This window comes from Pseudomonas sp. Tri1, assembly GCF_017968885.1.
In the GTDB taxonomy this organism is placed as follows: domain Bacteria; phylum Pseudomonadota; class Gammaproteobacteria; order Pseudomonadales; family Pseudomonadaceae; genus Aquipseudomonas.
On record NZ_CP072913.1, the window covers coordinates 2477688 to 2491110 of the forward strand.

A 13423-nucleotide genomic window follows, 5' to 3' on the forward strand; every position below is an offset into this window, starting at 1 on the left:
ATGTCGACCTCTGCGAACAAGAAAAAACTGGTCATCGGCAATTGGAAGATGAATGGCAGTAGCGCCGCCAACGCGGCCTTGCTACGGGGGCTGTTGCCGGTGATTTCGAGTTTCGAACGTGTCGAAATCGCGCTTTGCCCGCCGTATCCCTATCTCGCTACCGTCGCGGATCTGCTCGATGATTCGGACGTCGTACTGGGCGCCCAGAACCTCAGTACTGAGCTGTCAGGTGCTCACACGGGGGAGGTCAGCGGCTCCATGCTTGGCGATATTGGCTGTCGCTTCGTGTTGGTCGGACACTCCGAGCGTCGGGCGCTGTATGGCGAAGATGATGCCTGTGTTGCGAAGAAATTTGCTACGGCCTTGCAGGCCGGGCTCATTCCGGTCCTGTGTGTTGGCGAGACCCTTGCCCAGCGCCAGAGCGGCGAAACGCAAACCGTCGTCACCACTCAGTTGCATGCCGTACTCAAGGCCGTGGGCATTGATGAGCTGGCCAAAGGCGTGATTGCCTATGAGCCGGTGTGGGCCATAGGCACGGGCGAAACGGCGACGCCTGAACAGGCGCAAGCGGTGCATCGCCACATCCGGCAATGGTTGGCTGACCATGACTGTGTAGCCGCCGATTGCAGGATTTTGTACGGCGGAAGTGTGAAGGCCGACAATGCAGAGCGATTGTTCAATCAGCCAGACATAGACGGCGGCTTGATCGGCGGTGCCTCCCTGGACGCGATGTCCTTCGCTGCCATCTGCGAGGCAGCCCAGGCCAAGCCGACGATCTGATCGTTGCGCCCTATGAATTCTTTTGAATGTGTAGACGCGGGGGCTCGGATCGATCCTGTCTCCCGACCCGCGTCGCCTGCAAGCACCGAGGTATGAAATGACTTTGAACAGCCGTCTCGAAGCACTGTTCCCAAGCGCTGACGACATTCCCGCCCAGTACCGCCCAGGCCCAGCGATCGAACAGCGAGAGTATCTCGTCAACGGTGAGCTGCGATTGTGGGAAGGTCCAGTGGCGGCCGTGCGCAGCCCTGTGTGCCTGAAAAAAGAAACAGGCCATGCGTCCGTCATTCTGGGCAGTACGCCGTTGCTGGATGCGCAGGCCGCCATGACCGCATTGGACGCCGCTGTGCAGGCTTATGACCGGGGCCAGGGTGCCTGGCCGACCCTGCGCGTGGTCGAGCGCATTCGCCACGTCGAGGCTTTCCTCAAGCGCATGCGTGAACAGCGCGAAGCTGTCGTGAAGTTGTTGATGTGGGAGATCGGCAAGAATCTCAAGGACTCCGAGAAAGAGTTCGACCGCACTTGCGACTACATCGTCGACACCATCAATGCCCTGAAGGAACTGGATCGTCGATCCAGCCGTTTCGAGTTGGAACAGGACACCCTGGGGCAGATCCGTCGCGTGCCGCTGGGGGTGACGCTGTGCATGGGGCCTTACAACTACCCACTTAACGAAACGTTCACCACATTGATTCCAGCCTTGATCATGGGTAATACCGTGGTGTTCAAACCCGCCAAGTTTGGCGTGCTGCTGATCCGACCTTTGCTTGAAGCGTTCCGTGACAGCTTTCCGGCTGGCGTCATTAACATCATCTACGGTAGCGGACGAGAGACTGTCAGCGCGTTAATGGCCAGTGGCAAGATCGACGTCTTCGCATTCATTGGCACCAACAAGGCCGCCAGCGATCTGAAAAAACTGCATCCCAAGCCACATCGCTTGCGGGCTGCACTCGGCCTGGATGCCAAGAATCCGGGCATCGTCCTGCCGGATGTCGATCTGGATAACGCTGTATCCGAAGCCGTTACCGGTTCCCTGTCGTTCAACGGGCAACGTTGCACGGCACTGAAAATCCTCTTCGTGCATGAGAGTGTCGTTGACGCTTTTCTGGATAAGTTTCAATCCAGGCTTGCCCAGTTGAAACCCGGCATGCCCTGGGAAGCCGGAGTGGCTTTGACGCCATTGCCGGAGCCCGGCAAGACTGAGTTTCTCACTGGCCTTGTGGCCGACGCCGTCAGCAAAGGCGCCAGGGTGGTCAATGCCGGAGGTGGTGAAGTCTGCGAGACATTCTTCTACCCGGCATTGCTTTACCCGGTGACCGCCGAGATGCGGGTGTATCACGAAGAGCAGTTCGGACCGGTCGTGCCGGTGGTGGTCTACCGTGACCTGGAAACGGTCATCGACTACGTCCTCGACTCGGACTTCGGCCAGCAACTGAGTATTTTCGGCAACGACCCCGCACAAGTGGGGCGACTGGTGGATGCGTTCGCCAATCAGGTGGGGCGGATCAACATCAACGCGCAATGCCAGCGTGGGCCGGACAGCTTCCCTTTCAATGGTCGTAAAAACTCTGCCGAAGGCACCTTGTCAGTCCATGATGCGTTGCGGGTCTTTTCCATCCGGACGTTGGTGGCCACCAAGTTCCAGGAGAACAACAAAGAGTTGGTCAGCGACATCATTCGTCGGCGTGAGTCGAGTTTCCTGACCACCGATTACATCTTCTAGGGGGCATGATGACTACGCGCTCCTTGATTATTCTCGACGGTGTCGGCATTCGACAGGCAACGGAGTCGAATGCTTTTGCAGCGGCCAGAAAGCCCACATTCGATGCACTTCTCCAGCGCTTTGCCAACAGCCAGATCGAAACGTCTGGCCTGGCGGTTGGATTGCCTGAAGGTCAGATGGGGAACTCCGAAGTTGGGCATATGAACCTCGGAGCAGGCCGGGTGGTTTACCAGAGCCTGACTCGAATCGATAAGGCCCTGGCGGATGGAGAGTTTGCCCGTAACCCGGCGTTGCTGGAACTGCTCCAGAGGGTAAAGGCCCGCGATGGCGCTGTGCATGTCATGGGGCTTCTTTCTTCTGGCGGCGTTCATAGTCACATCGATCAGATTGTCGCGGCCTGCCGGTGTCTTGCCGAACAAGGCATCGAACGAATCTACGTGCATGGCTTCCTGGATGGCCGGGACACGCCACCTAAAAGCGCGCAGGCATCGCTTGATGCCCTGGAGCATGAGTTCGCTCGTTTGGGCGCAGGTCGGATTGTCTCGTTGGTCGGTCGTTACTATGCGATGGATCGCGATAACCGTTGGCCGAGGGTCGAAGCTGCTTACCGTCTGATTGTCTCAGCGGACGCTGAGTATCATGCAGCGACTGTTTCCGAGGCGTTGTCAGCGGCCTACGCACGTGGAGAATCGGATGAGTTCGTCAAGCCGACAACGATTGGGCAGCCTGTGCGCGTTGGACCCGATGACGCACTGATCTTCATGAACTTCCGTCCCGATCGTGCTCGGGAGTTGAGTCAGGCATTGATCCAACCTGACTTCGACGCATTTGAGCGACCTCTTGTTGTGCCCAAAGATCGATTGCTGACATTGACCCGCTATTCCGAAGAGCTGGATTGTCCCTGTGCGTTCGGTCCTGAGACGATCAATAACAGCTTGGGCGAGTACCTGGCGATTCTTGGCAAGCGACAACTGCGCATTGCCGAAACCGAGAAATACGCCCACGTCACGTTCTTCTTCAACGGGGGGAGAGAGCAACCTTTCCCTGGTGAGGAACGGATCCTGATTCCGTCACCTGATGTCACTTCCTATGATCTCCAGCCAGAGATGAGTGCGCCGCTGCTGACGGATCACCTGGTCAGCGCCATCGTCGGCGGCACGTTCGATTTGATCGTCTGCAACTACGCCAATGGCGACATGGTGGGACACACCGGTTCTTTTGATGCCGCGGTGAAGGCCGTTGAGGTACTTGATGACTGCTTGCGCCGTGTCGTGGAAGCGACGCTGGCTGCGGGCGGCGAATGCCTGATTACCGCCGATCACGGCAATGTCGAGCAGATGCTTGATGTTGAATCGGGTCAGGCACACACAGCTCACACCTTGAATCCCGTTCCCCTGATTCTGGTCAGTGAACAACTCGGTCGTGCGGGGCTCAAGAACGGCCGGCTGTGTGATATCGCGCCAACCTTGTTGCAGATGCTGAGTTTGCCTGTTCCGTCGGAGATGGATGGCAAGTCGCTGCTTACCGTCTGATTGGCCTGCAGGCGCCATCAGTGCATCGCCGACCTGATGATGGGATTGGTCCCCTATCGTCGAGGCGATGCGGCTTACCACGACTCGCTCACTTTGAGCATGCGGGCATCGGCAAACCGGGCGATGCCTTTTTTTCTGAACAAACGAGAGTTTTGACGTTATGGAATGGTTTCTCAATCCGGAGATCTGGATCGCGTTTTTTACCCTGACAGTGCTCGAAATAGTGTTGGGTATCGACAACATCATCATGATTTCCATTTTGGTCAGCCGCATGCCAAAACCCATGCAGTCAAGAACACGTTTTTTTGGCCTGGCCCTCGCCATGGTTACGCGCATTCTCTTGCTGCTTTCCATCACGTGGATCATGCGTCTGACTGCTGATCTGTTTCATGTTTGGGATCAAGGGATTTCCGGTCGCGACCTGATTCTTTTCTTCGGTGGACTGTTTCTGTTGTGGAAGAGCAGCAGCGAGATCTTTCAGGAGTTGGAAGGCGGGGAAGAGGGGGGATCTGAGTTCGGTAAAAAAGGCGCCGGTTTTCTGAGCACCATTATCCAGATCGCGATTATCGATATCGTTTTTTCCCTGGACTCGGTCATCACGGCTGTTGGAATGGTTTCTCACGTACCGGTGATGATCGCGGCCATCATGGTCGCTGTCGTGATCATGATGCTTGCTGCGGGCGCAATCAGTGCGTTTATCGATAGGCATCCAAGCTTGAAGATGCTTGCCTTGGCGTTCCTGATTGTCGTGGGTACGGTACTGATTGCCGATGCCTTGGGTTTTCATGTACCCAAAGGCTACGTCTATTTTGCGATGGGTTTTTCACTGCTGGTGGAGACGTTGAACATTCGTGTGCGGGCCGGTCAGAAAAAAGGCCCAAGCATTGAGGGGGTGGACGAGCAATGCATGGGAAGTAGAGGGCAGTGAAGGCGTGACTGATTGCACGTGTAGGAATTCAAGCATTTACCAAGGTGGTCGGATTCGCATGGGCAATCAGGTCGGACGTGTGACAGGCCCCGATACAATCGCCTTCTTGCAGTGGGTCGAATTAAATCGCGTAGTCCGAAGCGCCTCTGCTTGGCCCTTGATACCCTTCAAAAACAAGTCCGGAATTAAGTCTTTTCCTGCTCCGGCAAGAAAAGAAACCCCTTAGATTTCAATGAGTCGGAAACCAGATACGAGTCTCGTTTCCCGCTCCAAGATTCAGAAAAAAGCCACTCAGATGAGTGGCTTTTTTTTGTGCCTGTGAAATACAGACCCAATGCAAGCTCGCCTCAGTTCTGAGCCCTGGGCGGCAAAGCATGTTGGCAATAGCTTGCGGTGGGATGAGAATTAGCGGTTTTCAGAGAATAATCCTACGCGCAACTCAGTTGCGCCTAGGATCTTCGTACTTTCAGTACGCGGCCACCAGACCATCCTTCCGGGGATCAGTGCCACCCACATAACCATGAGTGGTGCGCTGGATAATCTGCGCGCCGCCAAAGGCGAATACGCCGTTAGGTTCTTCGATAACTATGTCGTGGCCTTTGGCACGCAAGGCTTCGACCACCTGTGGGTCGAATGCACGTTCCACTGCGACTTTCAGGCCAGATTCGAGCCTCCAGCGCGGTGCGTCTGCGGCGGCTTGCGGGTTCTGTTTGTAGCGCAGGATGCGCATCATCATCTGCAAGTGACCCTGTGCCTGCATCGGGCCGCCCATCAGGCCGAAGGACATCAACGGCGTGCCGTCGGCGTTCATCACAAAGCCGGGGATGATGGTGTGGAACGGACGTTTGCGTGGTGCAACGTAGTTGACGTGCTGCGGATCCAGGGAGAAGCCCGCGCCACGGTTTTGCAGGCTGATGCCGGTGCCAGGCACCACGACACCTGAGCCGAAGCCCATGTAATTGGACTGGATGAACGAGATCATCATGCCGCTTTCATCGGCCGCCGACAGGTAAACGGTGCCGCCCGGTTTAGGCGAACCATGCCCCGGATTGGCGGCCTTGTCGGTGACGAGACCGGCGCGCTCCATCAGGTAGGTTTTGTCCAGCAGATGCTCGGAAGGCACGCGCATGTGGTCGTTATCCGCCACGTGTTCGTCCAGGTCGGCAAGGGCCAGCTTCATGGCTTCCAACACTGGGTGCACGGTTTCCAGGCTGTCCACTGGATGCTCGCCGACGCCCAATGCTTCGAGCATAGTCAGGCCGGACAGGGTAGCGATGCCCTGGCCATTAGGTGGCAATTCATGAACGACGGCGCCGGCGTAGGGCACCGACAGGGTGTCGATCCAGTCCACAGTGTGGGTCGCCAGATCGTCGAGGCTCATGACGCTGCCATTGGCGTTGGCATGGGCGATGATGGCTTGGGCCAGTTCGCCGCGATAGAACGCTTCGCCTTTGGTTTGGGCGATCAGCTCCAGGGTGCGGGCGTGATCCTTGAGCCGGATTTTGTCCCCGGCCTGTGGTGCTTGGCCGTCGGGCAGGAAGCACTCGGCAAAACCCGGCTGATCCTTGAGCCGTTCAGCGCCGAGCTTCCACAGCTGGGCTATGATCGGGGTGACTTGGTAGCCATCCCGAGCATAGCCGATGGCCGGTTCAGCCAGGCTGGCGAAAGGCAGTTTTCCGTAACGCTCGGACAGCTCGACCCAGGCCGAAACCGCACCCGGCACAGTCACCGCTGGCCAGCCGCGCTGGGGCATTTTGCTCTGCCCGGCGAAAAACTCAGGGGTCCAGGCTTGCGGTGCGCGACCGGAAGCATTCAGGCCCTGCAACTTGCTGCCGTCCCAGACGATAGCGAAAGCGTCGCTGCCGATCCCGCAACCGGTGGGCTCGACCACGGTCAGGACCATGGCGGCTGCGATGGCCGCGTCGACGGCGTTGCCGCCCTTGCGCAGCATGTCCAGCCCGGCCTGGGCGGCCAATGGCTGGGAGCAGGCGACCATGTTACTGCCCATCACTGGCGAGCGTGCCGAAGCGTAGGGTTGGCTGTAATCCAGATCATCAAACATTTGCGTTTCTCTTTGGCAGAAAAAGTTAGCCCTTGGGGTCCAGCGCATCACGCAAACCATCCCCCAGCAGGTTGAAACACAGGACCGTAATGTAGATCGCCACGCCAGGCGCAATCGACATCCAGGGTGCCTGCTCCATAAAGTTTTTCGCGGTGTTGAGCATCGATCCCCAGGAAGGCGAGGGCGGTTGCTGGCCCAGACCGAGGAACGACAGACTGGCTTCAGCCAGAATCGCCGAGGCGATGGTCAAGGTGGCTTGCACAACCAATGGCGACATCACGTTGGGCAGCACGTAGCGCAGGATGATCCAGCGATCCGGCAAGCCAATGGCACGAGCACCTTCCAGGTAATCTTCGTGTTTGATGGCCAGCACCTGACCACGGGTCAGTCGGGCAAAGATCGGCATGGCTGACAGGCCGATAGCGATCATTGCGTTGGTCAGGCTCGGGCCGAGGAAGGCGCCCAGCGCAATCGCCAATACCAGAAACGGGCAGGACAACAGCGCTTCCATGACACGGGAAATTACCGCTTCGAGTTTGCCGCCGAAATAACCGCCCAACAGGCCCAAAGGCACGCCGATGGCCATGGCGATGACCACCGAAACACCACCGGCCAGCAACGAACTGCGTGCGCCCCAGAGCAGGCGGGAAAACAGATCGCGACCCAGTTCGTCAGTGCCCATCCAGTAGATCAGCGATGGTGCCTTGCGGACCGCGAGAAAGTTGGCTTTCAGCGGGTCATGGGGCGCAATCCAGGGCGCCAGCAAGGCCGCCAGGATAAACAGCAGCAACACCGCCGCGCCGAGTACCGCGCCTTTGTTGGCGAGGAATTTCTTCACGAACGGCGAGCGGCTGCGGGGTGCGATCACGCTATGAGGGAGGCTGGAAATAGCGGTCATGAAGCAGTCCTCAGACGCGGATTAATCATCCGGTACAGCACGTCGGCGAGCAGGTTCAGCAGCAGGAAGCCAATTGCGATGCACAGCACCACGCCTTGCACCACGGCGTAATCACGATTGAACACGGCGTCGACAATCATCTTGCCGAAGCCAGGGATGCTGAAGACTTGCTCGGTCAGCACTGCGCCGCCGAGCAGTTCACCAAACAGCAGGGTTGTCAGGGTCACAATAGGCATCAATGCATTGCGCAGGGCATGCTTGAGGATTACCGTGCGCGGGCGCAGGCCCTTGGCCCGGGCGGTGCGCACGTAGTCGGTGCGCAACACTTCAAGCATGGCGCTGCGGGTATGGCGCATGAGAATCCCCGACAACCCTGCACCGAGCACGAAGGCCGGCAGGATCAAGGTCTTCAGGTTTTGCCCGAAGTCCTCGCCCACGGGCACGAAACCCGAGGCCGGCAGCCATTGCAGTTTCACGGCGAAGACCATGATCAGCAGGATCCCCAGCCAGAAGTGCGGAATCGAGATCCCCGACAGCGCGATGACATTGGCCCCGTAATCCACGACGGTGCCTTTGCGTACGGCCGAGATAATTCCAGTGGGGATGCCGATCAGCAGTGCGATCAACAAGGCCAGCACTGCCAGCTCCAGGGTCACCGGCAACTTGGACGCCAACAGCGTGGTCACCGGTTGTTCGGTGCGCAGCGAAGTGCCGAAGTCGCCGGTCAGCACATTGCCGACCCAGCTCAGGTACTGCACGGGGATCGGGTCGTTGAGCCGATACTTGTCGCGCAGGTATTCCATCACCGCCGGATCGCGCTCTTCACCGGCCATGGCCAGCACCGGGTCACCCGGCAACAGTTTCTGCAGGGTGAAGACGAAGAGCGAAACCAGGATCAGTGTCGGGATCGCACTGAGCAGGCGTCGCAGGATAAACATCAGCATGCCGGACCCTCGTTTTTGCGGCGATCATTCACAGTCATGGCTTGAACGCGACGTTGTTCAGACGAATCAGGCCATCCGGGCTCGGCACGAAACCAGTCACGTTGTTACGCATGGCCATGATTCGCGGATCGAAATACAGATATGCGGTCGGCACTTCGTCAGCCAGCAAACGCAGGGCTTCGTTGTACAGGGCCTGGCGCTGGGCAACATCGTTGACAGTGCGGGCCTTGTCCAACAGCTCGTCGAGTTTGGCGTTGCAGTATTTGCCGTCGTTCTGGCCGCCCTTGCAGGTCACGAACTGGTGAATGTCGCCATCCGGATCAGGACGGCCCGACCAGGCGCTCATGCCGATCTGGAAGTTGCCGCTTTGCTGTTCGCTAAGCATGGTGGCGTATTCAGTGGCAATCAGATTGACCTTGAAACCCGCTTCTTCAGCCATGGCCTGAATGATCTGCCCGACCTGTTGTGCGATAGGGTTGTTGGCGACTTTCAGGTCCACTGCCAGTGGCAGCTTCACGCCTGCTTCGGCCAGCAAGGTCTTGCTCTTTTCCACATCGCGGGTCGGGATCGGCAGATCCTTGTCGTAGTACGGGCTGTTTTTCGGAAAAGGCTGGGCGCTCGGCGCATACAGGCCTTCGAACACCACCTGGTTGATCGCATCACGGTCGATGGACAGCTCGAATGCCTTGCGCACGCGCTTGTCTTTGCCCATCGGCGAGTTGGCCTTTTCGCCGTTGTTAATGTTGAACATCAACTGCATGTAGCCAAGCCCTGGCGTGTTATAGACCGCCAGCTTGCTGTCCGCCTTGGCGGTTTTCACGTCGGTGGGGGCAACCCGTTCGATGATGTCCAGGTCGCCGGAACGCAGGTTGGCCAGACGCACCGAGGTGTCCGGAATCGGCAGGAAAATCACCTTGTCGAAGTGATAAGCCTGCTTGTTCCAATAGTTGTCGAAGCGCTCCAGCACAATGCGATCCTGCTGCACGCGCTGGACGAATTTGTAAGGGCCGGAGCACACCGGTTTGGAGGCGAACTCACCCTGGGCGGCCTTCGGCGCAAGCATCATTCCGGCGCGGTCCGAGAGTTGGGAGACCAGGGTGGCGTCCGCTTGCTTGAGTTTGATGGCAACGGTTTTGGCGTCGATCACTTCAACGCTGTCCACCGAGGCCAGCTCGCTCTTGCGCAGGGAGTCGGGCAGGGTGCGAGCGCGGTCCAGGTTGAACTTCACCGAGGCAGCATCGAACGCTTCGCCGTCGTGATAAGTCACGCCTTCGCGCAGAGTCATGGTCAGGGTCTTGCCGTCTTCGCTCCAGTTCCAGGCAGTGGCCAGTTGTGGGGCGTAGGTCAGGTCCGGGTTCACATCCACCAGCTTGTCGCACAGTGCGGTATAGACCAGACGGCCCGAATAGGTACGCGAACGATGCGGGTCGAGCCCATCAGGATCGTCCTGAATGCCGATGCGCAGGGTGGATTCGGCAAAGGCGGCGTTGGCGGCCAGCAATAACAAGGTTCCTGTCATGACGCGTGCAATTTTCATGGCTGGCTCTCCACTGCAAGGGATTGATGGTTCTTGAACAGATTCAGGCGCTGGGTGTAGGCAGCGCTGGGTGTCGGCAAAATCAGGGTGCCTGCACCGGCATTGGCGATTTCACGCCAGAAGTGGCACGCCACCTGACGCTCGGCCTCGACGGTTTCCATCACCGGCACCACTTCTTTGCACAGCGCCCGGGCGTGCGGGCAGCGGGTATGGAAGCGGCAACCCGATGGCGGGCGGCTCGGGCTCGGCATGTCGCCGCCCAGCAATGGGCGCGGCCGGCGCAGGTCCGGGTGGCTGACCGGCACGGCGGCCATAAGCGCCTGGGTGTAAGGGTGCAGAGGGTTTTCAAACAGGCCGTTGACCGGCGCCAGTTCGACGATTTCCCCCAAATACATCACGGCTACTCGGTCGCTCATGTGGCGGATCACGGCGAGGCCGTGAGCGACAATCATCAGGGTCAGACCGAATTGATGCTTGAGGTCTTCCAGCAGGTTGACCACTTGCGCCTGCACCGAAACGTCCAGCGCGGACACGGGTTCGTCACCCAGAATCAAACGCGGGTCAGACGCCAGGGCTCTCGCAATGCCGATGCGCTGACGCTGGCCACCGGAGAACTCGTGAGGGTGGCGGCCGCCGTGCTCGGGCGCCAGGCCCACGGTGCGCAGCAACTCGGCGACTTTGGCCTGGCGGTCGCTGCGGCTGGCATCGCTGTGCAGCCAGATAGGCTCACCGACGATGGATTCCACAGTCATGCGCGGATTGAGCGAGGCAAACGGATCCTGAAAGATGATCTGCAAATCACGCCGCACCTGGCGCAGCTTTTCCGGGGTCAGATTGGCCAGGTTGCGGCCTTCATAAATGATGTCGCCCGTCGTAGGTTTGAGCAGGTTGAGCAGTAGACGGCCGAGGGTTGATTTACCCGAGCCGGACTCGCCCACCAGCGCCAGGGTTTCCCCTTTGCGCACCGACAGATTGACCTGATTGACCGCTTGTACCGGCGGCTTCTTGCGTTGGAACAAGCCGCTTTCCACCCCGAAGTGTTTGCTCAGGCCGATGCCGTCGAGAATGATTTCAGGGCTTGCACGCTTAACTGTTTGGCGTTCAGAAAGGCTCACGCGCTGATTCCCATATGCTGTTCCAGTGGCGCACGAATGCACGCGGCGAAATGTCCGGGGGAAAGCTCAAGTAGCGGCGGGCGCGCCTCGCGACATGCCTGAATCGCAAAAGGGCAGCGCCCGGCGAATCGGCAACCGGTAGGCATTTGCGCAGGCGTCGGGACGCGACCATTGATGGTTGCCAGGCGACCTTCACGCGGGCCAATCGATGGCATCGAACCCATCAGGCCGATGGTGTACGGGTGCTGCGGGTCATCGAACAGGATTTTTACCGGGCCGCTTTCCACCACTCGCCCGGCGTACATCACCATCACGTCGTCAGCGACTTCGGCGACCACGCCCAGATCATGGGTGATCAGGATCATGGCCGTGCCGGTTTCAGCCTGCAGATTGGCGATCAGCGACAGGATCTGCGCCTGAATGGTCACGTCCAGAGCAGTGGTGGGTTCGTCGGCAATGATCAGCGCCGGATCGTTGGCCAGGGCCATGGCAATCATTGCCCGCTGCCGCATGCCGCCGGACAGTTCATGGGGGTAGGCGTCCAGGCGTTGCGCGGCGTCAGGCACGCGGACCTTTTCGAGCATTTGCAGGGCGCGCTGACGGGCGTCCCTGGCCGACAGACCCTGATGGCGGATCACGCTTTCGGCGATCTGCTCGCCAATGGTGAAGACCGGGTTCAAGGAGGTCATGGGCTCTTGGAAAATCATCGCCATGCGGTTGCCGCGCACATCCAGCAAGCGCTCGTCGGGCATGCCCAGCAAGGCTTCATCGAGCAGGGCGGACGTACGGGCGGCGATCTTGGCGGTGTCGGGTAGCAAGCCCATCAGCGCCATGGACGTAACGCTTTTACCACATCCGGACTCTCCGACGATGGCCAGGGTCTTGCCGCGCTGGACCGAGAACGAGACGCCGTCCACGACATTGGCGGGTGCGCCTGCAAAGCACACGGTCAAGTTGCTGACACTCAATACCGTGTCGGTGGCCTGAGTTGTGGTGCTCATAAACTTGCCTCCAGATCTTGATTGATGACGTTGTCCAGCGCTTGTTGCAGCGCGCGCAAATGGCCACGCATGGCCGTGGCGGCCTTGATCGGATCACGGTTTTCGATAGCGTCGACAATGTCGTTGTGGTCGTGGCTGTAGGTGTCGAGGCGATCGGCGTTGCGAGCCCGCTGACGCAGGTCACGCCAGGCCGGGTCGAGCCGGATCGCATCGAGCATTTCAAAGATATCCAGCATCAGGCGGTTACCTGCGGCCTCGGCGATCCCGCGATGCAGGGCGCTGTCCCACAGCTCAATGCCCTCGGCATCGGCAGGCTCGGCGGCCTGTTGGTGTCTGGTGCGTTCGGCAAGGCGGCGCAAAATTGCTATCTGGTCGCCGTTGGCTCGAACCGCCGCCAGGGACGCCAGTGCCGGTTCCAGATGCAGGCGCGCTTCCATAACCTCGCTGAAGTTGGTCCGCCCGGACAACCGGGCAAAGCTCATGGCCGCACTCGGTGGCGTAGGGCCGACGAAGGTTCCTTTGCCCTGGCGCCGCCAGATCTGCCCTTCGGCTTCCAGCACCGCTAGCGCCCGCCGGATGGCCCGGCGACTGAGGCCAAAATCGGCGGCCAGATCCCGCTCGGTCGGCAATGCCCGGTGCGGGAAGGCAGCATGTTGCGCAACCATCTGCCGCAAGGCATCCAGCGCTAGTTTCGAAGTGTTGTCGATGGGTGTGTCAGGGTCGAACCTTTGCATCGTGGTACTCGCGCCAGAGTATAAAAAACGGCTCCGAGCTGACTGTGGGCAGGAGATCGAGGCAAAAGGGTAAGTGCAAGCGCGATGCCAATTGAAATTGGTTCGCCTCGGGATTAGCGCTATGTGCTTAGCTATTTCTCAGGAGCAGCGACGGCGGGGGCCGATAAGC

At 59.2% G+C, this 13423-nt stretch carries 11 protein-coding genes; 4 read left to right on the forward strand and 7 right to left on the reverse strand.

The features are described from left to right. The 4 genes from tpiA to J9870_RS11030 all read left to right on the forward strand — a co-directional run bounded on the left by tpiA (position 1) and on the right by J9870_RS11030 (position 4963). Positions 1-780: a triose-phosphate isomerase gene (gene tpiA, locus J9870_RS11015; protein ID WP_210643971.1), complete on the forward strand. Its 780-nt coding sequence runs from the start codon at positions 1-3 to the stop codon at positions 778-780. Positions 781-877: 97 nt separating this feature from the next. After that, on the forward strand, positions 878-2503 hold the full coding sequence (locus tag J9870_RS11020) for an NADP-dependent glyceraldehyde-3-phosphate dehydrogenase (RefSeq protein ID WP_210643973.1): 1626 nt from the start codon (positions 878-880) through the stop codon (positions 2501-2503). Positions 2504-2511: 8 nt separating this feature from the next. Next, positions 2512-4035: a 2,3-bisphosphoglycerate-independent phosphoglycerate mutase gene (gene gpmI / locus J9870_RS11025; protein WP_210643975.1), complete on the forward strand. Its 1524-nt coding sequence runs from the start codon at positions 2512-2514 to the stop codon at positions 4033-4035. 160 nt (positions 4036-4195) lie between these two features. After that, a complete protein-coding gene (locus J9870_RS11030; protein ID WP_210643977.1) occupies positions 4196-4963 on the forward strand; it encodes a TerC family protein in 768 nt (255 codons plus the stop codon). A gap of 466 nt (positions 4964-5429) precedes the next feature. Here the strand turns inward: J9870_RS11030 and J9870_RS11035 are convergent, their stop codons facing one another. Genes J9870_RS11035 through J9870_RS11065 form a run of 7 tightly spaced genes read right to left on the reverse strand, consistent with a single transcriptional unit; the run spans position 5430 to position 13254 of the window. After that, positions 5430-7025 (reverse strand): gamma-glutamyltransferase family protein, encoded by a 1596-nt coding sequence (locus J9870_RS11035; RefSeq protein WP_210643979.1) that lies wholly within the window; start codon positions 7023-7025, stop codon positions 5430-5432. Positions 7026-7050: 25 nt separating this feature from the next. Next, a complete protein-coding gene (locus J9870_RS11040; RefSeq protein ID WP_210643980.1) occupies positions 7051-7923 on the reverse strand; it encodes an ABC transporter permease in 873 nt (290 codons plus the stop codon). Then, positions 7920-8867 (reverse strand): ABC transporter permease, encoded by a 948-nt coding sequence (locus tag J9870_RS11045; protein ID WP_176688168.1) that lies wholly within the window; start codon positions 8865-8867, stop codon positions 7920-7922. The genes J9870_RS11040 and J9870_RS11045 overlap by 4 nt, the downstream gene beginning before the upstream one ends. A 34-nt stretch (positions 8868-8901) precedes the next feature. After that, positions 8902-10404 carry an ABC transporter substrate-binding protein gene (locus tag J9870_RS11050; RefSeq protein WP_210643982.1) on the reverse strand — a complete coding sequence of 501 codons (1503 nt, stop codon included), beginning with the start codon at positions 10402-10404 and terminating at the stop codon, positions 8902-8904. Next, positions 10401-11519, reverse strand: coding sequence for an oligopeptide/dipeptide ABC transporter ATP-binding protein (locus J9870_RS11055; RefSeq protein ID WP_210643984.1), 1119 nt, complete (start codon positions 11517-11519; stop codon positions 10401-10403). The genes J9870_RS11050 and J9870_RS11055 overlap by 4 nt, the downstream gene beginning before the upstream one ends. Continuing rightward, positions 11516-12520: an ABC transporter ATP-binding protein gene (locus tag J9870_RS11060; protein ID WP_210643986.1), complete on the reverse strand. Its 1005-nt coding sequence runs from the start codon at positions 12518-12520 to the stop codon at positions 11516-11518. Before J9870_RS11060 ends, J9870_RS11055 begins: the two co-directional genes overlap by 4 nt. Next, a complete protein-coding gene (locus J9870_RS11065; RefSeq protein ID WP_210643988.1) occupies positions 12517-13254 on the reverse strand; it encodes an FCD domain-containing protein in 738 nt (245 codons plus the stop codon). Before J9870_RS11065 ends, J9870_RS11060 begins: the two co-directional genes overlap by 4 nt. Between the last annotated feature and the right edge of the window lie 169 nt (positions 13255-13423).